The sequence below is a fragment of the Taklimakanibacter deserti genome (genome assembly GCA_003574785.1).
The window spans coordinates 23,577-48,588 of sequence record QORU01000029.1; the positions used below are offsets into that span (position 1 = coordinate 23,577).

The window sequence follows — 25,012 nt, forward strand, 5'->3', positions numbered from 1 at the left end:
GGCCAATAACAGGAGGAGGAAAATGCCATGAGGTTCAAAAACAGGCTGATCGGCGCCGCGATCGGCGGCGTTCTCGCTTTGACGATCGCAGGTGCGGCAATGGCGCAGACCATCGGCCCCAATGGCGAAACCGCCACGCCGTCGAGCGCCCTGACGCTCACCGATGCCGAAGTCGCCAAGGTCAAGGACGGCAAATATACCGCGGCCCTCGTCTGGCATACGTCGTCGGATTTCGTGACGGCGGTGACCGCCGGCGCCACCGATAAGTTCAAGCGTCTCGGCGTCGAGGTCGTGGCGACCACCGATGCGGGCTTCGATTCCGCCCGGCAGCTCAGCGACGTCGAGACCGTCATGGCGAAATCGCCGAGCGCCATTCTGGCTCTGCCGCTCGATCCCGTAGGCTCGGCCAAGGCCTTCCAGGCGGCAAAGGACAAGGGCGTCAAGCTCGTCTTCCTGTCCAATGTGCCCGCTGGCTACAAGCACGGCGCCGACTATGTGGCAATCGTCACCGATGATCTGTTCCAGATGGGCAAGCAGGCCGCCGATGTGCTCGCCAAGGCGCTGGGCGCCAAGGGCAAGCTCGCCTGGATCTTTCACGACGCGCAATATTACGTGACCAACCAGCGCGACAATGCGTTCAAGACGACGATCGAGAAGGACTACAAGGACATGTCGATCGTCGACAGCCAGGGCATTTCCGATCCGGCCCGCGCCGAGGAGATCGCGCAGGCGCTGTTGACCAAGACGCCCGATCTCGACGGCATCTATGTGACCTGGGCGGAGCCGGCGGAAGGCGTGCTCGCCGCTTTGCGCTCACAAGGCAACAGCAAGACGAAGATCGTGACTCTCGATCTGTCGGAGCCGATCGCCCTCGACATGGTGAAGGGCGGCAATGTCGCCGGCATCGTCGCCGACAAGGCCTATGAGCTTGGCCGCGCCATGGCCACTGCCGCCGCCTATGGGCTCCTCGGCAAGGAGGCGCCGGCCTTCGTGGTGGCGCCCGCCGTCACCGTCACCAAGGAGAATGTGAAAGAGGGTTACAGCGAGTCGCTCAACCGCGACACGCCGCAATCCGTCCTCAATGCATCGAAGTGAGGAGGAAGACATGTCGTTCAAGCAAGCACTGATAGCCACCGGAATTCTCGCGGCGCTGGCGCTGCCGGCTCTGGCCCTCGACGCCACCAAGGGCCCGCATGGCGAGGCGGCGACCCCTGCCGCCTCGGTCACGCTGACGCCCGAGCAGGAAGCCAAGGTCAAGGACGGCAAGTTCACCGCCGCCATGTCCTGGCACACGACGTCAGACTGGTCGGCGGCCGTGAGCAACGGCGCCAAGGATGAATTCACGCGCCTCGGCATCGCGGTCGTCGCCGAAACCGATGCCGGCTTCGATGCCGCGCGGCAGAAGAACGATGTCGAGACGATCCTGGCGAAGAAGCCGAGCGTCATCGTCTCGCTGCCGGTCGATCCCGACACGGCCGCCGAAGTCTACCGTCCGGCGCTCGCCGCCGGTACCAAGCTGATGTTCGTCGACAACGCGCCGAAGGGCTTTCAGCAGGGAACCGACTATGTCGCGATCTCCTCCGCCGACCTGGTGCAGATGGGCGCCAAGGCGGGCGAGGCCATGGCCCAGGCCCTCGGCGGCAAGGGCAAGATCGGCTACATCTTCCACGACGCGGCCTTCTATGTGACCAACCAGCGCGACCAGTCCTTCAAGGCCACCATCGAAGCCAAGCCCGACATGAAGATCGTCGCCGAGCAAGGTCTTGCCGATCCGGCGCGCGCCGAGGACATCGGCAATGCCTTCGTCGCCCAGAACCCTGATCTCGACGCGATCTATGTCACCTGGGCCGAGCCCGCCGAGCTGGTGCTCGCGGCGCTGCGCAATGCCGGCAACAAGCACACGAAGATCGTGACCCTCGATCTCTCCGAGCCGCTGGCGCTCGACATGGTGAAGGGCGGCAATGTCGCGGCGATCGTCGCCGATGAGGCCTATGGCATCGGCGTCACCGCGGCGCGGGCGGCGGCCCTGGGGCTCATCGGCGAGAAGGTGGCGCCCTTCCTTGCCGTCAATGCCATCGCCATCACCAAGGACACGGTCAAGGAGGGCTGGAACGCCTCCTTGCACCGCGACCCGCCGGCTTCTCTCGGAGCCAATTGATGTCGTTCTCCTCCAGCCTTCGGCGAATACCGGTCATCGGCGGGCTCGATCCCAGCGCCTATGTCGTCTATGTCGGGTTCCTGCTGATCTTCGCGCTATTCGCCGTGGTGCTGTGGGACGACGGTTTCCTCACGGCCTCCAATCTGCTCAACATCGTGCAGCAGACGGCGCCGGTCACCATCATGGCGATCGGCATGGTCTATGTGCTGACCGCAGGCGAGATCGATCTCTCGATCGGCTCGGTGGTGGCGGTCTCCGCTTTGCTGGCCGCCGTGGTGATGCGCGATCATCACTGGACGCTGGGGGTCGTGGCCGGCCTTGGCGCAGGCGTCGTCATTGGCCTCGTCAATGGCGCCCTCGTCGCCTATGTAAGGCTGCCGTCTTTCCTCGTGACCTTGGCGACCATGGGACTTCTGGCGGGCGTCGCGCGCTGGATGACCAATCTCCAGTCCGTGCCGGTGACGGACGCGACCTTCACCGGCCTGTTCGGCTCGGGCTCGCTCTTCGGCATCCCGTCTCTCGTCATCTGGACGGTGCTGGCCGTCGCCATCGGCCATTATGTCTATCGCGAGACGCCTTTTGGCGCGCATGTGCTCGCGACCGGCGACAATCCCCGCGCCGCGCGCGCCGCCGGCATCAAGGTCGATCGCTTGCGGCTCAAGATCCTCGTCCTCGGCTCGACCTGCGCCGCGCTCGCCGGCCTTCTCTATCTCGGCCGCATCCAGGGAGCGCGTTATACGCTGGGAGAGACCGATCTACTGACCGTGATCGCCGCCGTGATCGTCGGCGGCACGCGCCTCACCGGCGGCACCGGAACTGTCGTCGGCGCGCTGGTCGGCTCGCTGCTGATGGGAATCCTGAACAATGGCCTCATCCTGATGGGGCTCGCCGTCTCCCAGCAGCTGATCGTCCGCGGCCTCATCATCCTTCTCGCGGTCGCGCTCACCTTGCGCGAGCCGCAACGCTGAAATCCAAGCCGGAGCGAGGAATATGTTTCTTGATGTACTGCGCCGCCGCAATCCCCGCCTGATCGAGGCGGCTATCCGCCTGCACCAGGAAAGAGTGCTGCCGGCGAACAGCTATGTGATCGACGTCGATGCGGTCGAGGGCAACGCTCGGGCCATCCGCGCCGCCGCCGACCGTCACGGCCTCAAGGTTTTCGCGATGACCAAGCAGATGGGCCGCAACGCATCCTTCTGCCAGGCCGTCAAGCGCGGCGGCATCGGTGAGGCGGTTGTCGTCGACATGGAGTGCGCGCGCGCCTGTCATCGCGCCGGCCTCGCCATTGGACATGTCGGTCATCTGGTTCAGGTGCCGCGGGCCGAAGCCGATGCCGCCGCGCGCCTCGAGCCCCGTTATTGGACGGTCTTCAACGACGAGAAGGCCGGCGAAGCCGGCGCCGCGCTCAAGGCGGCGGCCGGCTCAGGGCGCCTCCTCGCCCGCATCCAGGCGGAAGGCGATGTCTTCTATATAGGCCATGAGGGCGGCTTTCCCGCCGCCGACATTCTTGCCGTTGCCGACCGCATCGACCGGATCGCCGACGGGCGTTTCGCCGGCATCACGACGTTTCCGGCTCAGCTTTTCGATGCGAAGACGCGCCGCATCAAGCCTACGCCCAACACCACGACGCTCAAGCGCGCCGCCGATGCGCTCGCCAAGGCCGGCCGTAAGGATATCGAGATCAATGCGCCCGGCACGACCTCGGCAGCGGTCATCCCGGCCCTTGCCGAGGTCGGCGCGACGCAATGCGAGCCCGGCCACGGCCTCACCGGCACGAGCCCGCTGCATGCCGTTGAAGACCTGCCGGAGCTGCCGAGCGTCGTCTATCTGAGCGAGGTCTCGCATCTCCATGGCGGCCGCGCTTATTGCTTCGGCGGCGGGCTTTATATCGATCCGGTCTTTCCGGACTATGACCTCAAGGCGGTCGTCGCGCGCGAGCCGACCAGTGCCGCCTCCGCCTTGCGCAGCGTCGAGATCCCGCCGCCGGCAGCCATCGACTACTACGGCATGATCGACGCATCGGGACCCGAAGCTGCGCGCCCCGGCGACAGCGTGGTATTCGGCTTCCGCCCGCAGGCCTTCGTCACCCGCGCCTATGTCGTCGGCGTCTCGGGCCTCGCCAAGGGCAAGCCGAAAGTGGAGGCCATCCACGACGCGACGGGCAGAGCCGTCGCCTGGCCGGTAGGATGAGTGCCATGAGCGCCGTGCCCGCCCTCAGCCTGCGCAATATCCACAAGAACTTCGACGGCATCATCGCCATCGAGACATTCGATCTCGACATCGCGCGCGGTGAGGTAGTGGCGCTCGTCGGCGACAACGGCGCCGGCAAGTCGACGCTGGTCAAGATCATTGCCGGCATGTATCAGCCGACCTCTGGAGAAATCCGCCTCGATGGCGAGGCCGTGCATTTCACCGACGCCAGCCAGTCGCAGGCGAAAGGCATCCAGGTCGTCTACCAGGACCTGGCGCTGGCCGACAGCCAGACGGTCTATATGAACCTGTTTCTCGGGCGCGAGAAGACGACAGGCTCCTTTGGAAAGCTCGACCGGCGCAGCATGATCGCCGAGACCGAGAAGCTGGTGCGCGATCTCGATGTCCGCATTCCCTCGGCGAAGTCGATCATCCGCTCGCTGTCGGGCGGACAGCGCCAGGGCGTGGCTATCGCGCGCGCAACCCATTGGGCAACCAACCTGGTGCTGATGGACGAGCCGACCGCAGCACTCGGCGTCGCCGAGACGGCACGCGTGGAGAGCATCATCACCGGCCTCAAGGCGCGCAACCTGGCGATCCTCATCGTCAGCCACAGCCTCGATCAAGTCTTCCGTCTGTCCGACCGCATCTGCGTGCTGCGGCGCGGCAAGCAGATCGGGATACGCAAGACCGGCGAGACGGACAAGAACGAGATCGTATCGATGATCACCGGCCTGCAGGCCGCCACACGCATATGATGGAAGGCAATCTCTTGAAAAATATGGAAGATCCGGTGCCAAGCTGACTTTCGCACAACCGCGCATTCATGCGCGCTTCAGCCGTCCTGGCCTATGCTTCGACGATGAGATGGGGGCTTGACTGCTTGAGGATGGAGGGCGCCATGCGTCCCGTCGAAGCCGTTTTGTATGGTCTTGTGATCAGTGGTGTCTTGGCCGCGGCCTTGAATGTCATGACCTTGCTGCTGTCACGGTGATCCGTGCGGCAGATCGTAGAACACGGTCGCTTTCTTCAAAAGCCCGTTGCCGTCACGCTCTCCGCAGGTCACGCCTCTCGCCACCGCATTGCTGTTGCCGTCCTGCAGCGTCCAACCGACCAGGCAGGCGTCGTGATGCTCGGCAAAGGATGTCGTGACGATGCGCAGCCCGGGAACGGTCTGCTGCAGTTCGCCGATATAGCGCGACAGCGCATCTTGGCTCTCGGTCCGCGTCACCGGATCGCTATAGACGAATGTCGCATCGAGTGTGAGGCGGAGGATCGTCGCCCGCCTGCCGGGATCGCTTTCGCTCCAGGCTTCCTCATAGGCTGCCCATGTCTCACGCAAGGCCATGCCGACGTCCTCCTTTTCAAATCGCGGCGAGCTTCTTTTCATAATCCTTCACGAAACAGCGTTGGCCTTGCCGCACCACGACATGGCCTTCCGCTTCCAGGCGCCGCTTCACATCGCTGAGCCCACCCGGATATTTGCCGTTGAGCTCGCCGCCGTTCTTGAGCACCCGCCAATAGGGCGTGACCGCCTTTCTGCCCATGAGCTCGGCCTCATGTGCCGCATGGGCGGCGATCCAGACGAAGATCCCGGTCGTCACCGGGCAGCACACGGTGGTGCCATGCCGGCGTGCGATCAGGCCGGCGATCTCGCGCGCCGTTGCGAGCTTGCGCTTCTTCACCACCTTGATCGCCGCATCGACCTCGCGCGGCGCCGGCACGACCATCGACCCCGAGCCTGAGCGCTTGACCATCTTCGGCGGGATCGGCTTGACCAAAGGCAGGTTCTTGTCGTCCGCCAGCCTTTCCGCCCATGACTTGCGCTTGCCCATGATCTCCTCCGTGACGACAATAACAGAACATATGTTCTGTTACTTGTAAAGCCGATTCAAGAACGATCGTTCCGTTATCCCTGTTTGTCCAGGGTCGCTAGCGTGACGGCGATATGGTTCGCGATTACCTTGGATCCGGCGGACGAGCGGGCCAGCAGCCACACCGTCTGCAGCGCCCCGGTGAGGAAATCGGCATGCCGTGCGGGATCGATCCCCTGCCCGATCTCGCCTTTGCGCCTTGCATTGACGAGCGCCCGGCGGAAGGCCTGCCGGGCATTGTCCTGGAAATTCCTGACCCGCGCGGCCACATCCCTATCGAACGGCGCCACCTCGCTCGCCGAATTGCACATCAAGCATCCGATCCCGCCGCCGGGCTTGCGGGCATAATGGAGGAGCACGCCGAAATAGTCGCGAATCTCGGCAAGCCCGGCATCGGGCTTGGTGACCGGCGCCAGCATGGGCTCGAAGATCGTTGCGTAATAGTGATCGAGCGCTGCCAGGAACAGGCCACGCTTGTTCTCATGGATATCGTAGAGCCCATAGCGGCTGACGCCGGTGGCGGCGACGATGTCGTCGATCGAGCTGTTGAAATAGCCCCTTTCCCAGAAGACCATCATCGCTTTCCTGAGCGTGGCGGCGGGATCGAAGGCGCGCGGTCTTGCCATTTGGCTATTTTTCCAGAATGCTTGTTCTGATATCTTCCGCGGTCTTTCCGGCCTTGTCAAATCGGCCAAGGATCGGACATGACTGCGCCATGCGCATCACCGACATTCGCGAACGCTCGACTCCGGTTTCCCGCTATGCCGATCCGGCCTTACGCTCCGGCGATCTCACCACGAGCCTCGTGATGGTGACCACGGATGCCGTCAGGGCGGGAAGGCGGGTCACCGGCTATGGCTATGCCTCGGTCGGCCGCTATGCCCAGGGTGGTCTGATGCGTGAACGCTTCATCCCGCGCCTGCTCGCGGCACAGCCGGACTCTCTTCTCGATGCGACCTCGGGCGCTCTCGATCCCCGGCGTGCTTGGGATGTGATGATGGCGGGCGAAAAGCCGGGCGGGCATGGCGAGAGATGCGTCGCCGTCGGCGCCCTCGACATGGCGCTGTGGGATATTGCCGCGAAGATGGCGGAAGAACCGCTTCACACGGTTCTCGCCCGGGGGCTCGGCCGCGGGCACGAAGTTCCGGCCCGCCTTCGCATCTATGCCGGCGGCGGCTATCGCTACCCGCATAATGACCTCGAAAGGCTGGCGGACGAGATGCGCCGTTTCGTCGACCAGGGTTTTACCCATGCCAAGATGAAGATCGGCGGCGTTCCGATTGAAAGTGATCTGAACCGGATCGAAGCGGCCATGCGGCAGCTCCCTGCCGCCGCTCATCTCGCCGTCGATGCGATGAATGCTTATGACGTCGAGATGGGCCTCACGGCCGCCGCGCGTCTTGCACCTCTCGGCCTCTGGTGGTTCGAGGATATTTGCGACCCGCATGACTTTGCGGCACAGGCGCGCGTGGCTTCAACCTATGCACGTCCGGTCGCTGCCGGCGAGGCCCTGTTCTCGCTTCCCGAGGCGAGGCTCCTCGATACCCATGGCGGGCTCCGCCGCGACCGCGATTTTCTCCTCTTCGATCCCGTCCATTGCTATGGGCTCACCGGCTATTTGCGCATCATCGAGCATCTCACTCAACAAGGATGGCCGCGCTCCGCGTTCTGGCCGCATGGCGGACATCTCTTCAGCCTGCATATCGCCGCGGCATTGGGCCTCGGCGGCGCCGAGGTGACGCCTTTCGCTTTCCACCCGTTTTCGCAACTGTCGGACCGATTGCGCATCTCGGAAGGGCATGTTGATCTGCCGCAACAGTCGGGTATAGGCTTCGAGCTCAATCCGGATATCATGCAGGCCTTCGCCGCCGCTTTTGCCTGACATACACCAGGAGACCGGAACATGCTGGACGCGCAAGCCCGACCACCGCTCACCGGCGGCTGCCAATGCGGCAAGGTGCGCTATGAGATTGCCGGGCCTTTGCGCCGTCTCTTCATCTGCCACTGCCGCGAATGCCAGAAGCAGTCGGCCTCGGCCTTCGCCATATCGGCGATGTTCGGCTCGGCCGGCATGCGGCATCTCACCGGTGAGGTCCGCCAATGGTCGCGCCGGACGGAGTCCGGCTGGACTCTCGTCTCCTCCTTTTGTCCCGCTTGCGGGTCGCGGCTGTGGGATGGCGACAAGGACCAGGAAGAAGAAGTCTGCATCAAGGGCGGCTCGCTCGATGCGCCGCTCGATCTGACGGATGCCGTTCACATCTGGACCTGCCGCAAGCTTCGGGGCGTGATCATCCCCGATGCGGCCCGGCAATATGCGAAGGAACCGGAATAGCCCTTTTATGCGCGCAACAGCGACACGGCCAGGACTGCGGACCAGATCAGCAGCAGCACGCCGGTGAACTGAGAGAGGCGCCACTGCGCCGGGATCAGCTTCTCCGCCAGCACATAGAGTGCCAGGCCCCCGATCCAATTGGCTTCCATCACGCCGCCATAGAACAGGAGCAGCATCAGCATGCCGCAGCAGCCGGTGCAGTAAAGCCCGTGCCGCAGCCCGCGCTCGAAGGCGGCCGCGGCGCCCGGGCGCCATTGTCCAGGAATGAAGGCGAAGGGGGACTGGCACTTGGTGAGACAGGCCTGCTTCGCCGGCGTCAGCTGATAGAGGCCGGCTATGGCGAGAAGTGCGACGCCGACGAGCTGGCTGGTGATCGCCATCATCGGCGTCATCTGGATGACGGTTCCGAGGAGGATATTGACCAGCGTCGCGGCCAGCGCGAAGGCCGACCAGACGGCCACATAGCCCGCGGCGAAGGCGGCCTGCGTCCAGGCCGGATCCTTTGCCGGTGAAAACTTGCGGACGATCGCCGCATCGGTCAGCAAAGCCGGCACGGCGGTGGGCAGCATCATCGCCATCATCATCGTCCACCACATGAGGAAGACGAAGGCGGCATAGAGGACGGCGCCGCTCGTCAGATCGATCATCATCAGCCGGTCGCCCGACCATTGCATGAGCGACGCGCAGAGCGCGACGACGACCGCAAGGCTCGCGATCGTGACAAGCCGGCGATAGTGAAACAGAGATGCGAAGAAACTGCCCATCAGGCCAGCTTAGCGCACAACCCCCTCGCCGGTGATATGGATCATCGCCAGATGCCCATGCCGCCCCGACCAGTCGAGGGCGATCTTGCCTTTCGCCTTGGTCGTGCTCGAGGCGAATTCGGCGGACAGGAATTCAAAGCCCTTGCGCAGCGAGAGCTTGGCGTGATGCGGCTCGCCCGTCACCGGATTGCGGATGGGCTCGGCTTTCGATTCGATGACGCCGTCGACCTTGAAATGCCCGGTGGCCTTGTCGATGTCGGCCGTGAAGGCGATCGGCTTGAACAGCGGATCATGCACCTTGTCGATCATCGTGCTGAAAACCTGGAAATAGGTGGCGCCAGGTACACTCTCCTGGCCCGACATGATCTTGAGCAGAGCCTCGCGCTGCTCCGGGCTCGCCCGCTCATCGACGATCGGCTGTGCCTGGCCATGGCCCTCATGGATGGGTCCGGGCCAGGCGAAGACTCCGGCCCAATGCAGCCCGTCGAGCTTCGTCTTGCCGAAATGGCCCTTGTCGATGCGCATGGCGACGCTGGCGGTGCAATTGCCATGGGTGGGCAGCGCGTTGAACTGGCACGGACAGCCATAGGCGCAGTTGCAGGTCGCGATCTCGGGACCGCGGATCATCCAATCGATCATGGTCATGGCGATATCCCCTTTCGGATCCGCGCCCGGGCCGATTTTACCAGACTCCGTCCCGCTGCGTAAACCTAACTTATTGACAGATTGTAAGTATAAACTTACAGTAAGCAATGGCTTACCAAATTACCGCCCTTGCCGATCCCACCCGACAGTTGATTTTCGAGCGCCTCGCCCGCGGTCCGCAAGCCGTCAGCGAACTCGCCCGCGGCCTGCCGGTCAGCCGGCCCGCCGTGTCTCAGCATCTGGCGTCCCTCAAGGCCGCCGGCCTGGTTCGCGATCATGCGCAAGGGACACGACGGATCTATCGCATCGATCCCGACGGCCTCGCCGCCATCAGGGTGTGGCTCGACCAATTCTGGGCGGCGGCCCTTGAAAACTATGCCGAAGACATCGCCCGCCATGAGGAAGGCTCGCCATGAACCGGCAAATCTCCCCTGCTCCCGTCCGCAAGACCGTGACCGTCAAAGCAGGAATCGAGCGCGCCTTCGCGATCTTCACCCAGGATATGGGACGCTGGTGGCTGAAGAGCCATTCACTCAACCCGGCGACAACGCAAAAGGATGTCGTCATCGAGCCCCGGCCTCAGGGCCGCTGGTATGAGATCGGCGCCGATGGAACCGAGTGCCAATGGGGCCATGTCATCGACTGGGATCCGCCGCGTCGCCTGCTGCTGGCGTGGCAGCTCAGTCCGGACTGGCAATTCGATCCGGCGCTGATCACCGAGGTCGAGGTCCGCTTCACGAGCGAAGGCGCCGATACGACCCGTGTCGATCTCGAGCACCGCCTGCTCGAGCGTTTCGGCGAACGCGCCGAGAAAATGCGGCAATCCTTCGACGACAAGCAGGGTTGGCCCGGCCTTCTCGAGGCCTATGCCATGGCGATCTGACTCGTCCGACAGGTTCGTTCATTTGACAAGCGAGGCTATTTTTGTCACGCGCCTCTGAGGCAGAGCAGGATAAAGTGCGAGCTGCCATGGACACCAAGCCCGTACCATTCGTCCCTCCCGCGCCCAAACCTCGCGCCAGGCCGGCGTCGAAGCTGGCGACGATCGCCATTGTCTACCGCAACTCGCTCGAGCTGTGGGCCGAGCCTGCCTATAACGAGCCATGGATTTTGTTCCCGGGTGTCAGCAGCGCGATCGTCGTCGCCAATGATCCCGGCCTCGTCCGCCATGTGCTCGTCGACAATGCCGCCAATTACCGGCTGGCGACCGGGCGCCAACTAATCCTGCGCCCCATCCTGCGCGACGGACTCCTGACCTCGGAAGGCGACGTCTGGAAACGCTCGCGCAAGGCGATGGCGCCGGTCTTCACGCCGCGCCACATCCAGGGCTTCGCGCCAAAGATGCATGAGAGGACGGTCAAGTTCGCAGCGCGCTATGAACGGGCGGAAGAGCCGGCCGATATCGCCAAGGACATGACCATGCTCACTTTCGACATCCTTGTCGAAACGCTGTTCTCGGGCGAGGTCGCGATCGAGCCCGAGGTGTTCCTCGATCATGTCGAGCGCCTGCTCGAGACGATGGGGCGCATGGATCCGCTCGATCTCCTGCGCGCCCCGCAATGGCTGCCGCGTATCACGCATCTTCGCGGGCGCCGGCCCTTGGCGCATCTTCGCAAGATCGTCGCCGAAACCATTGCCCTGCGCGAAAAGCGGCTCCGCGCGGATCCGGGAAACGCACCACGCGACTTCCTCGCCCTTCTGCTCGAGGCCGAAGGACCAGGCGGGCTCACGCGGGCCGAGGTCGAGGACAATCTCATCACCTTCTTTGGCGCCGGCCACGAGACGACGGCGCGGGCCCTCGGCTGGACGATCTACTTGCTGGCCAAGGCGCCCTGGGAGCGCGAGCGGGTCGAGGCCGAGATCGACCGCGTCGTCGCGCGCGAGCCCGATCCCCTGAAATGGGTGGACGCCATGCCCTTCACGCGTGCTGCCTTGGAGGAAGCGCTCAGGCTTTATCCGCCTGCCCCCGCCATCAATCGCGAGCCGATCGAGGATGATGTCTACGGTGGCTTTTTCCTGCCGAAAGGAGCCCAGGTTTTTGTCATGCCCTGGACCATCCATCGCAACCGCAGGCTCTGGGAAGAGCCCGATGCCTTCCTGCCGGAGCGTTTCCATCCGGGCAATCGCGAGAAGATCGATCGCTATCAATATCTGCCGTTCGGCGCCGGCGCCCGGATCTGTATCGGCGCAAGCTTCGCCATGCAGGAGGCGATGATTGCGCTCGGCGTTCTTCTTTCGCGTTTCCGCTTCGATGCGATCGCGGCGACGCAGCCATGGCCGGTTCAGAGGCTCACGACCCAGCCGCGCGGCGGACTGCCCATGCGGATTTCGCGGCGATAAGAGAGGGATTACGACGCGTCGGACGAGGCCATCTGGCGCAGGACCAGGACCATCGTGGCATGGGCATAGTCCGTGCCCGGATTAAAGAGCCGGTGCGGCCGGTCGCCGCGGAAGCGGACCGACTCGCCGGTCCTGAGCAGGCGCGTTTCGCCATCGCAGGTGACTTCGAGCTCGCCCTTGAGCAGATAGAGATGCTCGACCGTGCCCGGCGGATGCGGATCGGATTCGAGCGCCCCGCCCGGTCGCGCCTGGAAATCATACCATTGCAGCTGATCGACCAGGTTGAGGGGCCCGGCGATCGCCAGCCGGCACAGCCCATCCTGGCTTTCGAGGATGGGGACGCCCGATTTGGTCTGGACCTCGACGAAATTGGGGTCGTCGTCGTGCTTCAGCACCTCGTCGATCGTCGTGTCGAGCGCCCGCGACAACCGGTAGACGGTACCGATCGTGGGGTTCGTCTCATTGCGCTCGATCTGCGAAATGATCGACTTGGCGACACCCGATTGCTCGGAAAGCTCGCCCAGCGACATATTGTAAGCCTTACGCAACCTCTGGATGGTCTTGCCGAGCGCCGGGGTCATATCGATCGCCTGGGCGTCGCCTGATTTGCGCCCGCGGCGCGTTGACATTCCGGCGTTCCTTCTATAGAACAGCTGTTCGTAATAACGAACGTTCGGATTGTCGAACAGCGTATTTGCTCTTCTACCGCCAGATTCCCTTGCAAATCAACAGGAATCTAAAGGCTTGAAGGGGGAGCGCCGCCGGATCCGACCGTGCTGATGGACGAACGGTTAAGCCAATGGGCATCATTCACGTAACGGACCTGGACGGGAATCACCACGATCTCGATGCCGTGGAAGGCTGGCGGATCATGGAGATCATCCGCGAGCATGGTTTCGAGGTCGGGGGCCTGTGCGGCGGCGCCTGCGCCTGCGCCACCTGCCATGTCGAGGTCTGCGCCAACTGGGCGCCGAAGCTCCATCCCGCCCGCGACGATGAAGAAGCGATGCTGGACGAGGTGCCGGTGCTGACGCCGACCTCCAGGCTCTCTTGCCAGATCATCTACACGCCCGAGCTCAATGGGCTCGCGGTCAAGCTTGTGCCCCAGGCTTGAGAAGGAAAAGTCATGCGTTATTTCCCTCTCTTTCTCGATCTCGACAACCGCAAGGTCGTCATCGTCGGTGGCGGCGAAGAGGCATTGCGCAAGGTCCGTCTCCTCTTGAAGACGAAGGCCCGCATCAATGTCGTCGCTCCGGCTTTGCATGAAGAGCTCGCAGCCTATCGGAACGACGGCCGCATCGTCTGGCTCGCCAAGAGCTTCGCCGCTCCCCTTCTCGATGACGCCGCCCTCGTCTATTCGGCCGATGACGATCTGCATCATGACGTCGCCGTTGCCGCCGGCGACCGGGGCATACCCGTCAATGCCGTCGATGATGCCGCTCTCTCGACTTTCATCACGCCCTCGATCGTCGATCGCGATCCCGTCGTGGTGGCGATCGGCACCGAAGGCACCTCCCCGGTGCTGGGCATGGGGCTGCGCAGCCGGATCGAGGCGCTGCTGCCGCAAGCTCTGGGCTCGCTCGCCGAAGCCGCGAGCCATTTGCGCCAGAGCGTCGCCGAGCGTGTGCCGCAGGGCAATCGCCGCCGCTCCTTCTGGCAGCGTTATTTCTTCGGCTCGATTCGCGACTCTTTCCTGGCCGGCGATGCCCGATCCTATACCCGCGAGCTCGAGGCTGCGCTCATCGATGTTACCTCCCCGTCGGTGGGCCGCGTCTCGCTCGTGGGTGCAGGACCTGGCGATCCTGAGCTCCTGACGCTCAAGGCGCAGCGCAAGCTTCAGGAAGCCGACGTCATCGTCCATGACCGTCTGATCGGCCCCGGCATTCTCGAGCTCGCCCGCCGCGACGCGATCCGCATTCCGGTCGGCAAGACGCCTTTCGCCGCATCGCCCAAGCAGTCCGAGATCAATGCCATCCTGATCCGCGAGGCCAAAGCCGGCCGCCATGTCGTGCGCCTCAAGGGCGGCGATCCTTATGTGTTCGGCCGCGGCGGCGAGGAACAGGCAGCGCTTGCCGATCAAGGCATTCCGGTCGATGTCGTTCCCGGCATCACCGCGGCCTTGGGCTGCGCCGCCTCCGTCGGCCTGCCGCTCACCCAGCGCGGCCAGAACCGCAGCATCACGCTGTTGACCGGCGCTTCCGAAGACGGGCTCGCCCAGCATGACTGGGCAGCGCTTGCCAAGCCCGGCCAGGCTTTCGCCATCTATATGGGCGTCAATGCCGCCGGCGATATTTCGGCGGAGCTCCTCGATGCCGGCATCGATCACCGCACGCCGGTCACTGTCGTCGAGAACGGCACGCTCGCCAATGAACGGGTGATGATGTGTAGCATCGGCTCGCTTTGGGAAACCCTCGCCCTCAACGGGGTCGAAGGTCCCGCCATCATCTATGTCGGCCTCAAACCCGCAACGACCTCCGCCGACATTCTCACCTTCCCTGCCCGCGAAGCAACCGGGCACCAAGTTTTGAGAGCAGCGTCATGACCACCGCCACTGAAAAGGGCAAGATCCTCACCGCCAACCGTCTGCAGGACGGCGAAGTCGTCTTCCTCACCCATTCGGGCCAATGGAGCGAGAATATCGACGGCGCGGTGCTCGCCACCGAACCCCAGGCACAGGCCGCATTGGAAGCGCGCGGCAAGGAGCAAGAGCGCGTCAATGTGGTGACTGGCGTCTATCTCTTCGACGCCGAGCGCCGCGACGGCCATGTCTTCGCCAGCCATATCAAGGAGCGCATCCGCTCGCTCGGGCCCACGGTGCGCATCGACCTCGGCAAGCAGGCCGAGGGCAAGGGCGGCCACTTCGCCGCCTTGCAAGGAGTTTGACCATGTATCGCTATGATGAGTTCGACCGTCAATTCGTCCATGATCGCGCAGCGCAGTTCCGCGACCAGACCCGCCGCCGCCTTTCGGGCGAGCTGACCGAGGACGAGTTCCGCCCCTTGCGCCTGATGAACGGCCTCTATCTGCAGCTCCACGCCTATATGTTCCGGATCGCCATTCCCTACGGCACGCTCGACTCGCGCAAGCTCAACCAGCTGGCGATGATCGCCGAGAAATGGGACCGCGGCTACGGCCATTTCACCACGCGCCAGAACATCCAGTTCAACTGGATCAAGCTCGAAGACACGCCCGACATTATCGATGCGCTGGCCGAGGTCGAGATGCATGCCATCCAGACCTCCGGCAATTGCATCCGCAATGTGACGACCGATCAGTGGGCGGGTGCGGCGGCCGACGAGCTGGCGGATCCCCGCCCCGTGGGCGAGCTCGTGCGCCAGTGGTCGAGCCTCCATCCCGAATTCTCCTACTTGCCGCGCAAGTTCAAGATCGCCGTCACTGGCGCTCCCAATGACCGCGCCGCGGTGAAAGTGCATGACATTGGCCTCAGGCTCCATCTCAACGACAAGGGCGAGCGCGGCTGGGAAGTCCTGGTCGGCGGCGGCCTCGGCCGCACCCCGGTGATCGCCGTCACGGTGCGCGACTTCCTGCCCGAGCATGAGCTCATCGCCTATCTCGAGGCGATCATGCGCGTCTACAATCTCTATGGGCGGCGCGACAACAAATACAAGGCGCGCATCAAGATCCTGGTCCACGAGCTTGGGCCGGAAAAGTTCCGCGCCGAGGTCGAGGCCGAATATGCCAGGCGCCCGCATGCCGACACCAAGGTCGAGGAGCGCGAGCTGCAACGCATCAGCGTCTACTTCGCCCCGCCCAAATTCGAGAAGCTGCCGCGCTGGTCGCCCGGCTTCGAGGAAGCGCGCGCCAGGAACAAGGATTTCGCCCAATGGGTGCGCACCAATGTCGCCGCCCATCGCGTCGACGGCTATTCCATCGTCAACATCTCGCTCAAGCCCGAAGGCGGCATCCCGGGCGATGCGACGGCCGATCAGATGCGCACCGTCGCCGATCTGGCGTTGCGCTATTCCTTCGACGAGATCCGCGTCAGCCACCATCAGAACCTCGTGCTGCCGCATGTGAAGCGTGACGATCTCTTCGCCATCTGGAAGATTCTCGGCGCTTCGGAGCTGGCCGCCGCCAATCTCGGTCTTGCCGGCGACATCATCGCCTGCCCCGGCCTCGATTACTGCTCGCTGGCGACCGCCCGCTCGATCCCGATCGCGCAATCGATCTCGCGCCGCTTCGCCGATCTGAACCGCCAGCATGAGATCGGCCCGCTGCGCATCAACATCTCGGGCTGCATCAATGCCTGCGGCCATCACCATGTCGGCCATATCGGCATCCTCGGCCTCGATAAGAAGGGCGAGGAATATTACCAGATCACGCTCGGCGGCTCGTCCTCGGAGACGGCCTCGATCGGCACCATCTTAGGCCCGGGCTTCGCCGGCGAGGACGTTCCCGACGCCATCGAGAAGATCGTCAACACCTATCTGGCCCACCGCCAGCCGGGCGAGGAATTCCTCGCCGCCTATCGCAGGCTCGGGCCTCAGCCTTTCAAGGAGGCGCTCTATGCCGCTGCTTAAGAACGGTTCCATCGTCGCCGATGATTGGATCATTCTGGGTACGGATGATCCGAAGCCCGAAAGTGGCGACATCGTCCTCCCCTATGCCCGCCTCCTGAAGGAGTGGGAAAGCCTCGCCGACCATGACGGGCGCCTCGGCGTCGTCTTCACCAATATCGATCGGGCCGAGGCGCTGTCTCTGTTCCTGCCGCGCCTTGCCTTGATCATTCTGCCCTTCCCGTCCTTCACCGATGGGCGCGCCTACTCGCTGGCACGCCAGATCCGCGAAGTGGGCTATGCGCGCGAACTGCGCGCCGCCGGCAATGTGCTGCCCGATCAGGTGCAGTTCATGCTGCAGGTCGGCTTCGACTCGTTCGAGATCGGCGACCGCTTCTCGGCCGATGTCTGGCTCAAGGCCTCGCGCCGCATGTCGCTGGCCTATCAGCGCGGCCTCTATCGGCCGGGCGGCCAGCAGGAAGTGTGGAGCGAGCGCCATCGCGAAGCCGAGCCCTGGCTCGAGCAGCCGCATGCCGGGTGATGTGATCCGTGTACGAACATCTCATCAAGCGCCTGAGCTTCTTTGACGGCATCGACATCCTCGAGCCCTTGGTCAAGCACGTCTTCCGCGACCGCATCGCGCTCGTCTCTTCCTTCGGCGCCGAGTCGGCCGTGCTGCTGCATATGGCGGCGCAGGTCGACCGCAACATCCCGGTGATCTTTCTCGATACTCAGAAGCTCTTCTGGGAGACCATCGCCTATCGTTCCAAGCTCGTCGATCTCTTGGGGCTCACCAATATCCGCATCTTCAAGCCTGACGAGGACAATGTCCGCCTCCTCGATCCCAGAGGCGAATTGCACCAGAGCGATCCCGACATGTGCTGCAACATCAGGAAGACGCAGCCCTTGCAGGAGGCGCTTTCGGGCTACGATGCCTGGATTTCCGGACGCAAGCGCTATCATGGCGGCGGCCGCACCAATCTCCCGACGCTCGAAGAGGCTGATGGGCGCCTCAAGGTCGAGCCCCTGGCGCGCTTCACGGCAGCGGACCTCAAGGCCTATATGAGCCATTTCGGCTTGCCGGCGCATCCGCTCGTTGCCGAGGGTTATCATTCGATCGGCTGCGTGCCCTGCACGGTCAAGGGCGGCTCGAGCGATAATCCCCGCGCCGGCCGCTGGGCTGGTCAATCAAAAGAAGAATGCGGCATTCACTGGACGGTGAACGGCCAGCCGGTTCGTCTCGCCAAAGCGAGCTGATCCGCGCTGATTTGCTTGAGGGGGGCCTATGCCTGAACTGGGTGAGTTCTGGATCTTTCTATGTGTCGGTTTCGCAGCACAGCTCATCGATGGCGCGCTCGGCATGGGCTATGGCGTCATCTCCTCGGTCGTGCTGCTGGCGAGCGGCGTGCCGCCGGCCCATACATCGGCAAGCGTCCACTCGGCCAAGCTCTTCACCACCGCGGCTTCTGGCACGTCCCATCTCCTGCATGGCAATGTCGATCGCCGGCTGTTCTGGCTCCTGTCCCTTACCGGCGTCATGGGCGGCGTTGCGGGAGCGCTGTTTCTCACCCAGGTGCCGGGCAAGGTGATCCGGCCCTATGTCTTCGGCTATCTCCTGATCATGGGCCTGCTCATTCTCTGGCGCTGCTGGCGCGAGGGAAAGGAACGCCATGTCCTGCCGGGCGGATTTGTCGGCCCGCTCGGCGGCGTCGGTGGCTTCCTCGATGCGGTCGGCGGAGGCGGCTGGGGCCCGGTCGTTACCTCGAGCCTCATCGGGGCCGGTGCCAGGCCGCGTCAGGTCGTCGGCACGGTCAACGCGGCGGAGTTCGTGGTGACCTGCGCCGTCGTCGCGGCCTTCGCCACGACGCTGCTGACCGGCTTCTGGAGCGAGGGCGAAGGCCTCTTGGATCACCTGTTGCCGATTGCCGGCCTCGTCCTCGGCGGTCTGCCGGCCGCGGCCGTCGCCGGCTTCCTCGTCAAGCGCGCGCCGCGCCGGGCGATGACTTTCGCGGTGGCGTTTCTGGTGATCGTGCTGTCGTCCTATGAGCTCCTGCGCCTGGGCGACATCTTCACGACCCCGAGCGCCGCCCAGCCGACCGTGAGCACGCCCTTTATCGCCGGCATGGCGAAATAACGGATCTGTTTCAGCTGTAACCGTGTTCCAGGTCCCGGAAATCACCCTGTAACGCCGCTCTTCGACGATATGCGCGTCGTCAAGCCGACTACAGGAGAACGATCATGAACACGACAACCCGTGCAAAGCGCGCAGCGATGGCGGCCTCACTGGCCATGCTGACGGCCGGCGGCGTGCTCGCGATGGGAAACGAGCCCGCCGCAGCAGCATGCCCGCACAAGTTCGATAGGCTGGGCGGATATCACCGCGTCCACTTCTGGTGCGCGAACACCTATGTGAAGGTCTCGGTCGCGTGCCGGATCGGCACGGTTCACACCAGCAGCTACTACCGGTGGGGCTACAACAAGGCTCAATGTCACGAAGGCAGCGAGGGCATCATCGTCTCCAAGAGATACCACACCTGCAAGAGCTGCAAGCGAGGCTGAGGCCCCGTGGCCGGGTTTAACCCGGCCACCCAGCTCGACGCCGAACATTGAATATTCGGGTTATTGAGCGCAAACTTGCCGCATCGAAGGACTGAAGCGATGCTCGCTGGTCAACTGGCGCTCATTCTTGCCGCCGCCTTTGCCGGAGCCGCCTTCTATGTCGGCTTTGCCGAGCATCCGGCGCGCATGGGATTGGACGACCGCAGCGCCCTCGAGCAATGGAAACCGAGCTACGATGCCGGCTACATGATGCAAGCAAGTCTCGCCGCCGCTTCAGCAGTGCTCGGCTTCTTCGCCGCGTGGAGCACCGGCGATTGGCGCTGGATCGTCGGTGCGGCTCTCATTCTCGCCAACTGGCCCTATACGCTTCTCGGCATCATGCCGACAAATCGGAAACTCAAGGACATTGCGGAAGGCGATGCAGGTCCGGCATCTCGCGCCCTGCTCGCCTCATGGGCAAGGCTGCACGCCGTCAGAACGGTGCTAGGCGCCCTCGCGACGCTGGCCTATCTCTGGGCTCTCAACTGATCAGGCGGCGATCGCCTGCTTGACGTCGGCGATCACGTCGTCCGTATCCTCGAGCCCGACCGAGAGCCTGAGCATGCCGTCGCTGATGCCCATGGCCGCACGCGCTTCGGCGCCGATATTGCGATGAGTGGTCGTCGCCGGATGGGTGATCAGCGATTTCGCATCGCCGAGATTGTTGGAGATGTCGACGAGCTCGAGACGGCGCAGCACGTCGAAGGCCTTTTCCTTGCCGCCCTCGACCTCGAAGGTCACCATCGTACCGCCGGCGCCCATCTGCTGCCGGCATAGAGCCGCCTGCGGATGACAATCGAGATGCGGATAGATCACGCGGCTGACGCCCTTGAGGCCGAGCAGCGTCTCGGCGACGCTCTTGGCCGACTGCGACTGGTGCAGCACCCGGAGCTTCAGCGTCTCGAGGCCCTTGAGCAGGATCCAGGCATTGAAGGGCGAGATCGAGGGGCCGGTATGGCGCAGGAACGGCTTCAAAAGCTCTTCCTTGAACTTGCGCGTCGACAGGATGGCGCCGCCCAGCACCCTGCCCTGCCCGTCGAAATGCTTGGTGCCGGAATAGACGACGACATCGGCGCCATAGCTCAGAGGTTTCTGCAGGATGGGTGTGGCGAAGACATTGTCGACCACGATCGAAGCGCCCGCCGTCTTGGCGATGTCGCAGACGGCGGCAAGATCGATCACATCGAGGGTCGGATTGGACGGCGTCTCCAGGAACACGCATTTGGTGTCCTTGGTGATCGCTTGTCTCCAGGCATCGATATCGGAGCCATCGACCAGCGTCGAGCGGATGCCGAAGCGCGGCAGGATGCTGGTGACGATCTGGTAGCACGAGCCGAACAGCGCCTTGGACGAGACCAGGTGGTCGCCGGCCTTGAGCTGGCAGGCGAGCGCGCCGAAGACGGACGCCATGCCGGACGCTAGCGCATAGCAGGATTCCGCTCCTTCGAGCAGCCTGAGGCGCTCTTCGAACATGGTGACGGTCGGGTTGCCGTAGCGGCCATAGACATAGCCGTCATCTTCGCCGGCGAAGCGCTTCTCGGCCGTTTCCGGCTCGTCATAGACGAAGCCCGAATTGAGGAAGAGCGCTTCCGAGGTCTCGCCATGGGGCGAGCGGTCGAGCCCGCCGCGCACCAGCTTGGTGTTCTCGCCCCAGCGGGCGGGTGAGGAGGATTTGACGTCTTTCTTCATCAGCTTTGGATCCAGGGAAGCCCGGCGGCCTTCCAGCCGCCCGCCGTGCCGCGATGACCTTGCCCGTCGCGGTCGCCTTCGAAACCTTGCGCCACATTCCAGCAATTGGTGAAGCCGGCCTTGGTCAGGGCCGCCGCCGCATTGGCCGAACGGGCGCCCGAGCGGCAGATGCACAGGATCTCTGAGTCCTTGGGCAGGCCCGAATCCTCGACCTGCTTCACGAAATCGGCGTTCACTTGCATCTGCGGATAGGACTGCCAGGAAAGCCGGATCAGCCGGTCGACCGCCGGCACGCCGACAAACGCCCATTCGGGCTCCGTCCTGACGTCGATCAGCACCGCCTGTGGGTTTTTCGTCAGCCTTTCATGCGCCTCGGCCGGTAAAATATCGCCCTTGTACATGCTGAAAACCAATCCGTTCTGAATTCCGAACACTTCATAGGGGAAAGCCCGGCGACGGGAAAGCGGAAAAGTAGGCCCGATTGTCACCTGACATTGCGGCTGTCGGACCTGCCAAATGGCTCGACTGGTGAGATTCTGCCGCAGCAGGCACAAAAGGACTAACCTTCAATTTCGATGGTCCTCCCGTTAGGGTGCGCCCCCGAGTCCAGCCTCCTTTCTGCAAGGTTTCTCTCATGTCAAAGTCCCTGCCCGCCCGCGCCGATGTCGTCATTGTCGGGGGTGGTATCGTCGGCACCTCCATCGCCTATCATCTGGCCAAGCTCGGCATTAGGAACACGGTCCTTCTCGAGCGCAAGCAGCTCACTTGCGGCACCACCTGGCATGCGGCGGGACTGGTCGGCCAGCTGCGCGCCTCGCGCAACCTGACCGAGCTCGCCAAATACACGACGGGCCTGTTCGAGGGGCTGGAGAAGGAGACGGGCCAGGCGACCGGCTTCAAGCAGAACGGCTCGATCTCCGTCGCCTTGACCGAAGGCCGGCTCGAGGAATTGAAGCGCGGCGCCTCCATGGCCAAGAGCTTCGGCCTCGAGGTGAATGTCGTCTCGGTCGGCGAGATCCAGGAGCGCCTGCCCCATTACAATCTCAAAGGCGCGGTGGGTGGCGTATTCCTGCCCAAGGACGGCCAGGTCAATCCGATCGACGTCACCCAGGCGCTGGCCGCAGGCGCCCGCATGAACGGCGCCAAGATCTTCGAGAACAGCAAGGTCAGCCGCATCCTGGTGAAGGACGGCAAGGTCATGGGCGTCGAGACGACGGACGGCACCATTCATGCCGACAAGGTCGTCATCGCCGCCGGCATGTGGTCGCGCGAATTGGGCCGCTCCATCGGCGTCAATATCCCGCTCCATGCGGCGGAGCATTTCTACATCGTGACCGAGCCGATCGAGGAATTGCCGCGCAACATGCCGGTGGTGCGCGTGCCCGATGAATGCACCTATTACAAGGAGGATGCGGGCAAGCTGCTCATCGGCGCCTTCGAGCCCGTGGCCAAGCCCTGGGGCAGCGACGGCATCGCCGAGGACCATGCCTTCGAGACGCTGCCCGAGGACATGGACCACTTCGAGCCCATCCTCAATGATGCGGTTCAGCGCCTGCCGATGCTGGAGAAAGCCGGCATCGCCCTCTTCTTCAACGGCCCTGAAAGCTTCACGCCGGACGATCGCTACTATCTGGGCGAGGCGCCGGAGGTGAAGGACCTCTATGTCGCGACCGGCTTCAACTCGATCGGCATCCAGTCATCGGGCGGCGCCGGCCTCGTCCTCTCGCAATGGATCAAGAACGGCCATCCGCCGATGGATGTGAATGGCGTCGATATCCGCCGCATCCACCCCTTCCAGTCGGTGCGCGAATATGTGCATGACCGCACCGTCGAGAGCCTGGGGCTTCTCTATGCCATGCACTGGCCCTATCGCCAGGTCGAGACCGCGCGCGGCGTCAGGCGTTCCGCCATTCATGACAAGCTCGTTGCAGCTGGCGCCTGCATGGGCGAGGTCAATGGCTGGGAGCGGCCCAACTGGTATGCGCCGCGCGGCGTCGAGCCCCGATACGAATATTCTTACGGCCGACAGAACTGGTTTCCCTATGCCGATGCCGAGGCCAAGGCGCTCCAGTCCAAGGTCGCCTTCTTCGACCAGTCGAGCTTTTCGAAATATCTCGTCCAGGGCAAGGACGCGGTGAAGGTCCTGAACAGGATCTCGGCCAATGACGTCGATGTCGAGGATGGGCGCATCGTCTATACCCAATGGTGCAACGAGCGCGGCGGCATCGAGGCCGATCTGACCGTCACCCGCCTCGCGCCAGACAAGTTCATGGTGGTGACCGGCTCAGCGCCGCAGACGCGCGATTTCGCCTGGCTCAAGACGAACACGCCGGATGACGCGCACTGCATCGCGACCGACATTTCCTCAGGGCTTCCGATGTTCGCGCTGATGGGCCCGAACAGCCGGCCGCTCTTGCAGAAGCTCTCAGGGCTCGACCTTTCCAATGAAGCCTTTGCCTTCGGAACCTCGAAGGAGATGGAGATCGGCTACGCCCGTGTGCGCGCGAGCCGCATCACCTATGTCGGCGAGCTCGGCTGGGAGCTGTATATCCCGACCGAATTCGCCGCCCATGTCTTCGAGCGCATCCTTGAGGCCGGCGCCGATTTCGGCCTCAAGCTTGCCGGCATGCATACGATGAACAACTGCCGCGTCGAGAAGGCCTACCGCCATTGGGGCCACGATATTTCCGACGAGGACACGCCGGTCGAAGCGGGCCTGGGCTTCGTCGTCGCCTGGGAAAAGAAATCGGGCTTCATCGGCAAGAAGGCGCTGGTCAAGCAGCGCGAGCGCAATGTGCAACCGAAGCGAATGATCTGCCTGGCGCTGGCCGATGGCGGCGACAAGGCGCCCCTGATGTATCACGAGGAGCCGATCTATCGCGACGGCGTCATCGTCGGCTCGACCACCTCCGGCGCCTGGGGCCACCGCATCAACGCCTCCTTGGGCATGGGCTATGTGAAGAATGAGGATGGCGTCAGCAAGGACTGGCTCCAATCCGGCAAATGGGAAGTCGAGATCGCCTGGCAGCGCTATCCCGCCAATGTGCAACTGCAGGGCTTCTATGATCCGAAGGGGGAAAGGATCAAGGCGTAGGCCATGCCGAAAGACCGTCCATCATCCGACGACAAGACGACGTTGCGCTTCTATGCGGAGAAGGCGGAAATCTATGTGGCGAGTGGTCGCGGCGTGAGCCCGCATCTCCATGGTTTCCTGAAGAAGCTCACGCCCGGCGCTCGCATTCTCGAACTGGGCTGCGGCAGCGGGCGTGATGCCGAGGCCATGATCAAGGCCGGCTTCGACGTCGAGCCGACCGACGGCACGCCGGAGATCGCGCGTGAGGCCGAGGAGCGTCTTTCACGCAAGGTGCGTGTCATGCGCTTCGATGAATTGGATGCCAGCGAGGAATATGACGCCGTCTGGGCCGCTGCCAGCCTGCTGCATGTGCCGCGTCCCGCTTTGCCGCGTGTTCTGGGCCTCATCTACAAGGCGCTGAAGCCGGGGGGCTTGCACTTCGCCAGCTACAAGGCCGGCGGTGTTGAAGGCCGCGACGATCATGGTCGCTATTTCAACTATCTCGCGCGCGCCGAGGTGCTCGAACTCTATCGCACCGCGGCACCCTGGGAGGTGGAGGAAGTCTTCGACACTGTTGCGGACGGCTATCTGGGCAAGCGAAGCCCCTGGGTGGCGATCACAGTCCGCAAGGCGGATCGCCGATGAGCGGATCGACATGCCGCAATGCGCAATCGCAGGGCTCCTGTGATCCCAAGCGCGGGCGGATTCGCGCCAATTCTCCCTCCGCCGCGCGAAGCGCGGGGAGCGACTATCTGGGGTGTCAAGTTGCATTTGCATATTGCGCTCGCGCATCGCGTGCTTTGGCATTGAGGCGGACGAGAAGCTTGTGAGC

29 protein-coding genes are annotated in these 25,012 nt (G+C 63.7%); 21 read left to right on the forward strand and 8 right to left on the reverse strand.

All coding sequences use genetic code 11. The features are described 5' to 3' along the window. The first annotated feature begins 27 nt into the window (after positions 1-27). Genes DS839_RS35105 through DS839_RS35125 form a run of 5 tightly spaced genes read left to right on the forward strand, consistent with a single transcriptional unit; the run spans position 28 to position 5,106 of the window. Positions 28-1,095: a substrate-binding domain-containing protein gene (locus DS839_RS35105; protein ID WP_119275215.1), complete on the forward strand. Its 1,068-nt coding sequence runs from the start codon at positions 28-30 to the stop codon at positions 1,093-1,095. Between the two features lie 10 nt (positions 1,096-1,105). Continuing rightward, positions 1,106-2,158: a substrate-binding domain-containing protein gene (locus DS839_RS35110; protein WP_119275216.1), complete on the forward strand. Its 1,053-nt coding sequence runs from the start codon at positions 1,106-1,108 to the stop codon at positions 2,156-2,158. Further along, a complete protein-coding gene (locus DS839_RS35115; RefSeq protein ID WP_119275217.1) occupies positions 2,158-3,126 on the forward strand; it encodes an ABC transporter permease in 969 nt (322 codons plus the stop codon). The genes DS839_RS35110 and DS839_RS35115 overlap by 1 nt, the downstream gene beginning before the upstream one ends. A gap of 22 nt (positions 3,127-3,148) precedes the next feature. Further along, positions 3,149-4,348, forward strand: a complete 1,200-nt coding sequence (locus DS839_RS35120) for an alanine racemase (RefSeq protein ID WP_119275218.1) — start codon at positions 3,149-3,151, stop codon at positions 4,346-4,348. A 5-nt stretch (positions 4,349-4,353) separates the two neighbouring features. Continuing rightward, positions 4,354-5,106 carry an ATP-binding cassette domain-containing protein gene (locus DS839_RS35125; RefSeq protein ID WP_438816562.1) on the forward strand — a complete coding sequence of 251 codons (753 nt, stop codon included), beginning with the start codon at positions 4,354-4,356 and terminating at the stop codon, positions 5,104-5,106. Positions 5,107-5,333: 227 nt separating this feature from the next. Here the strand turns inward: DS839_RS35125 and DS839_RS35130 are convergent, their stop codons facing one another. The 3 genes from DS839_RS35130 to DS839_RS35140 form a co-directional block, all read right to left on the reverse strand. Beyond that, positions 5,334-5,696 (reverse strand): nuclear transport factor 2 family protein, encoded by a 363-nt coding sequence (locus DS839_RS35130; protein ID WP_119275220.1) that lies wholly within the window; start codon positions 5,694-5,696, stop codon positions 5,334-5,336. A gap of 16 nt (positions 5,697-5,712) precedes the next feature. Beyond that, positions 5,713-6,183, reverse strand: a complete 471-nt coding sequence (locus tag DS839_RS35135) for an MGMT family protein (RefSeq protein ID WP_119275221.1) — start codon at positions 6,181-6,183, stop codon at positions 5,713-5,715. Positions 6,184-6,257: 74 nt separating this feature from the next. Beyond that, the gene (locus DS839_RS35140; protein WP_119275222.1) at positions 6,258-6,848 is read right to left on the reverse strand and encodes a TetR/AcrR family transcriptional regulator; all 591 of its coding nucleotides are present in this window, start codon (positions 6,846-6,848) and stop codon (positions 6,258-6,260) included. A gap of 89 nt (positions 6,849-6,937) precedes the next feature. Here DS839_RS35140 and DS839_RS35145 point away from each other — a divergent pair, with 89 nt between their 5' ends. Continuing rightward, positions 6,938-8,104, forward strand: coding sequence for an enolase C-terminal domain-like protein (locus DS839_RS35145; protein WP_119275223.1), 1,167 nt, complete (start codon positions 6,938-6,940; stop codon positions 8,102-8,104). Between the two features lie 21 nt (positions 8,105-8,125). Next, complete coding sequence (locus DS839_RS35150) at positions 8,126-8,554, forward strand: GFA family protein (RefSeq protein ID WP_119275224.1); 429 nt, start codon at positions 8,126-8,128, stop codon at positions 8,552-8,554. Positions 8,555-8,559: 5 nt separating this feature from the next. Here DS839_RS35150 and DS839_RS35155 read toward each other — a convergent pair whose 3' ends face one another. After that, positions 8,560-9,318 (reverse strand): DUF2182 domain-containing protein, encoded by a 759-nt coding sequence (locus tag DS839_RS35155; RefSeq protein WP_119275225.1) that lies wholly within the window; start codon positions 9,316-9,318, stop codon positions 8,560-8,562. A gap of 9 nt (positions 9,319-9,327) precedes the next feature. Beyond that, positions 9,328-9,963, reverse strand: coding sequence for a DUF1326 domain-containing protein (locus DS839_RS35160; RefSeq protein WP_119275226.1), 636 nt, complete (start codon positions 9,961-9,963; stop codon positions 9,328-9,330). A 107-nt stretch (positions 9,964-10,070) separates the two neighbouring features. On the opposite strand from DS839_RS35160, the gene DS839_RS35165 reads away from it, so the two are divergent. The 3 genes from DS839_RS35165 to DS839_RS35175 all read left to right on the forward strand — a co-directional run bounded on the left by DS839_RS35165 (position 10,071) and on the right by DS839_RS35175 (position 12,303). After that, complete coding sequence (locus tag DS839_RS35165; protein ID WP_119275227.1) at positions 10,071-10,379, forward strand: ArsR/SmtB family transcription factor; 309 nt, start codon at positions 10,071-10,073, stop codon at positions 10,377-10,379. Next, the gene (locus tag DS839_RS35170; RefSeq protein WP_119275228.1) at positions 10,376-10,846 is read left to right on the forward strand and encodes an SRPBCC family protein; all 471 of its coding nucleotides are present in this window, start codon (positions 10,376-10,378) and stop codon (positions 10,844-10,846) included. The genes DS839_RS35165 and DS839_RS35170 overlap by 4 nt, the downstream gene beginning before the upstream one ends. Positions 10,847-10,932: 86 nt before the next feature. Beyond that, a complete protein-coding gene (locus DS839_RS35175) occupies positions 10,933-12,303 on the forward strand; it encodes a cytochrome P450 (RefSeq protein WP_119275229.1) in 1,371 nt (456 codons plus the stop codon). An 8-nt stretch (positions 12,304-12,311) separates the two neighbouring features. Here DS839_RS35175 and DS839_RS35180 read toward each other — a convergent pair whose 3' ends face one another. Further along, positions 12,312-12,932, reverse strand: coding sequence for a helix-turn-helix domain-containing protein (locus tag DS839_RS35180; RefSeq protein ID WP_119275230.1), 621 nt, complete (start codon positions 12,930-12,932; stop codon positions 12,312-12,314). Between the two features lie 170 nt (positions 12,933-13,102). On the opposite strand from DS839_RS35180, the gene DS839_RS35185 reads away from it, so the two are divergent. From DS839_RS35185 to DS839_RS35225, 9 genes are all read left to right on the forward strand, one after another. Further along, positions 13,103-13,417, forward strand: coding sequence for a 2Fe-2S iron-sulfur cluster-binding protein (locus DS839_RS35185; protein WP_119275231.1), 315 nt, complete (start codon positions 13,103-13,105; stop codon positions 13,415-13,417). 12 nt (positions 13,418-13,429) lie between these two features. After that, a complete protein-coding gene (gene cysG / locus DS839_RS35190) occupies positions 13,430-14,845 on the forward strand; it encodes a siroheme synthase CysG (RefSeq protein ID WP_119275232.1) in 1,416 nt (471 codons plus the stop codon). Next, positions 14,842-15,186 carry a DUF2849 domain-containing protein gene (locus DS839_RS35195; protein WP_119275233.1) on the forward strand — a complete coding sequence of 115 codons (345 nt, stop codon included), beginning with the start codon at positions 14,842-14,844 and terminating at the stop codon, positions 15,184-15,186. The genes cysG and DS839_RS35195 overlap by 4 nt, the downstream gene beginning before the upstream one ends. A 2-nt stretch (positions 15,187-15,188) precedes the next feature. After that, the gene (locus DS839_RS35200; protein WP_119275234.1) at positions 15,189-16,844 is read left to right on the forward strand and encodes a nitrite/sulfite reductase; all 1,656 of its coding nucleotides are present in this window, start codon (positions 15,189-15,191) and stop codon (positions 16,842-16,844) included. Next, positions 16,831-17,361 (forward strand): DUF934 domain-containing protein, encoded by a 531-nt coding sequence (locus DS839_RS35205; RefSeq protein ID WP_119275235.1) that lies wholly within the window; start codon positions 16,831-16,833, stop codon positions 17,359-17,361. Before DS839_RS35200 ends, DS839_RS35205 begins: the two co-directional genes overlap by 14 nt. 8 nt (positions 17,362-17,369) lie before the next feature. Beyond that, entirely contained in the window at positions 17,370-18,077 is a 708-nt protein-coding gene (locus DS839_RS35210) for a phosphoadenylyl-sulfate reductase (RefSeq protein ID WP_119275236.1), read from the forward strand. A 28-nt stretch (positions 18,078-18,105) separates the two neighbouring features. Then, positions 18,106-18,954: a sulfite exporter TauE/SafE family protein gene (locus DS839_RS35215; RefSeq protein WP_368912104.1), complete on the forward strand. Its 849-nt coding sequence runs from the start codon at positions 18,106-18,108 to the stop codon at positions 18,952-18,954. Positions 18,955-19,058: 104 nt separating this feature from the next. Further along, positions 19,059-19,379, forward strand: a complete 321-nt coding sequence (locus tag DS839_RS35220; protein ID WP_119275237.1) for a hypothetical protein — start codon at positions 19,059-19,061, stop codon at positions 19,377-19,379. Between the two features lie 99 nt (positions 19,380-19,478). After that, positions 19,479-19,907 (forward strand): anthrone oxygenase family protein, encoded by a 429-nt coding sequence (locus tag DS839_RS35225; RefSeq protein ID WP_119275238.1) that lies wholly within the window; start codon positions 19,479-19,481, stop codon positions 19,905-19,907. On the opposite strand, the gene metZ is transcribed toward DS839_RS35225, so the two are convergent. Further along, positions 19,908-21,107, reverse strand: a complete 1,200-nt coding sequence (metZ, locus tag DS839_RS35230; RefSeq protein ID WP_119275239.1) for an O-succinylhomoserine sulfhydrylase — start codon at positions 21,105-21,107, stop codon at positions 19,908-19,910. Further along, on the reverse strand, positions 21,107-21,508 hold the full coding sequence (locus DS839_RS35235; RefSeq protein WP_119275240.1) for a rhodanese-like domain-containing protein: 402 nt from the start codon (positions 21,506-21,508) through the stop codon (positions 21,107-21,109). Before DS839_RS35235 ends, metZ begins: the two co-directional genes overlap by 1 nt. A 233-nt stretch (positions 21,509-21,741) precedes the next feature. Between DS839_RS35235 and DS839_RS35240 the strand changes: the two genes are divergently transcribed. Further along, positions 21,742-24,201 carry a GcvT family protein gene (locus DS839_RS35240; RefSeq protein ID WP_119275241.1) on the forward strand — a complete coding sequence of 820 codons (2,460 nt, stop codon included), beginning with the start codon at positions 21,742-21,744 and terminating at the stop codon, positions 24,199-24,201. A 3-nt stretch (positions 24,202-24,204) separates the two neighbouring features. Beyond that, a complete protein-coding gene (locus tag DS839_RS35245; RefSeq protein ID WP_119275242.1) occupies positions 24,205-24,825 on the forward strand; it encodes a class I SAM-dependent methyltransferase in 621 nt (206 codons plus the stop codon). Positions 24,826-25,012: the final 187 nt, after the last annotated feature.

Coding starts and splice junctions, on each gene's coding strand:
- DS839_RS35105 (WP_119275215.1), top strand. CDS start 28: ATGAGGTTCAAAAACAGGCTGATCGGCGCCGCGATCGGCGGCGTTCTC.
- DS839_RS35110 (WP_119275216.1), top strand. CDS start 1,106: ATGTCGTTCAAGCAAGCACTGATAGCCACCGGAATTCTCGCGGCGCTG.
- DS839_RS35115 (WP_119275217.1), top strand. CDS start 2,158: ATGTCGTTCTCCTCCAGCCTTCGGCGAATACCGGTCATCGGCGGGCTC.
- DS839_RS35120 (WP_119275218.1), top strand. CDS start 3,149: ATGTTTCTTGATGTACTGCGCCGCCGCAATCCCCGCCTGATCGAGGCG.
- DS839_RS35125 (WP_438816562.1), top strand. CDS start 4,354: ATGAGCGCCGTGCCCGCCCTCAGCCTGCGCAATATCCACAAGAACTTC.
- DS839_RS35130 (WP_119275220.1), bottom strand. CDS start 5,696: ATGGCCTTGCGTGAGACATGGGCAGCCTATGAGGAAGCCTGGAGCGAA.
- DS839_RS35135 (WP_119275221.1), bottom strand. CDS start 6,183: ATGGGCAAGCGCAAGTCATGGGCGGAAAGGCTGGCGGACGACAAGAAC.
- DS839_RS35140 (WP_119275222.1), bottom strand. CDS start 6,848: ATGGCAAGACCGCGCGCCTTCGATCCCGCCGCCACGCTCAGGAAAGCG.
- DS839_RS35145 (WP_119275223.1), top strand. CDS start 6,938: ATGCGCATCACCGACATTCGCGAACGCTCGACTCCGGTTTCCCGCTAT.
- DS839_RS35150 (WP_119275224.1), top strand. CDS start 8,126: ATGCTGGACGCGCAAGCCCGACCACCGCTCACCGGCGGCTGCCAATGC.
- DS839_RS35155 (WP_119275225.1), bottom strand. CDS start 9,318: ATGGGCAGTTTCTTCGCATCTCTGTTTCACTATCGCCGGCTTGTCACG.
- DS839_RS35160 (WP_119275226.1), bottom strand. CDS start 9,963: ATGACCATGATCGATTGGATGATCCGCGGTCCCGAGATCGCGACCTGC.
- DS839_RS35165 (WP_119275227.1), top strand. CDS start 10,071: ATGGCTTACCAAATTACCGCCCTTGCCGATCCCACCCGACAGTTGATT.
- DS839_RS35170 (WP_119275228.1), top strand. CDS start 10,376: ATGAACCGGCAAATCTCCCCTGCTCCCGTCCGCAAGACCGTGACCGTC.
- DS839_RS35175 (WP_119275229.1), top strand. CDS start 10,933: ATGGACACCAAGCCCGTACCATTCGTCCCTCCCGCGCCCAAACCTCGC.
- DS839_RS35180 (WP_119275230.1), bottom strand. CDS start 12,932: ATGTCAACGCGCCGCGGGCGCAAATCAGGCGACGCCCAGGCGATCGAT.
- DS839_RS35185 (WP_119275231.1), top strand. CDS start 13,103: ATGGGCATCATTCACGTAACGGACCTGGACGGGAATCACCACGATCTC.
- cysG (WP_119275232.1), top strand. CDS start 13,430: ATGCGTTATTTCCCTCTCTTTCTCGATCTCGACAACCGCAAGGTCGTC.
- DS839_RS35195 (WP_119275233.1), top strand. CDS start 14,842: ATGACCACCGCCACTGAAAAGGGCAAGATCCTCACCGCCAACCGTCTG.
- DS839_RS35200 (WP_119275234.1), top strand. CDS start 15,189: ATGTATCGCTATGATGAGTTCGACCGTCAATTCGTCCATGATCGCGCA.
- DS839_RS35205 (WP_119275235.1), top strand. CDS start 16,831: ATGCCGCTGCTTAAGAACGGTTCCATCGTCGCCGATGATTGGATCATT.
- DS839_RS35215 (WP_368912104.1), top strand. CDS start 18,106: ATGCCTGAACTGGGTGAGTTCTGGATCTTTCTATGTGTCGGTTTCGCA.
- DS839_RS35220 (WP_119275237.1), top strand. CDS start 19,059: ATGAACACGACAACCCGTGCAAAGCGCGCAGCGATGGCGGCCTCACTG.
- DS839_RS35225 (WP_119275238.1), top strand. CDS start 19,479: ATGCTCGCTGGTCAACTGGCGCTCATTCTTGCCGCCGCCTTTGCCGGA.
- metZ (WP_119275239.1), bottom strand. CDS start 21,107: ATGAAGAAAGACGTCAAATCCTCCTCACCCGCCCGCTGGGGCGAGAAC.
- DS839_RS35235 (WP_119275240.1), bottom strand. CDS start 21,508: ATGTACAAGGGCGATATTTTACCGGCCGAGGCGCATGAAAGGCTGACG.
- DS839_RS35240 (WP_119275241.1), top strand. CDS start 21,742: ATGTCAAAGTCCCTGCCCGCCCGCGCCGATGTCGTCATTGTCGGGGGT.
- DS839_RS35245 (WP_119275242.1), top strand. CDS start 24,205: ATGCCGAAAGACCGTCCATCATCCGACGACAAGACGACGTTGCGCTTC.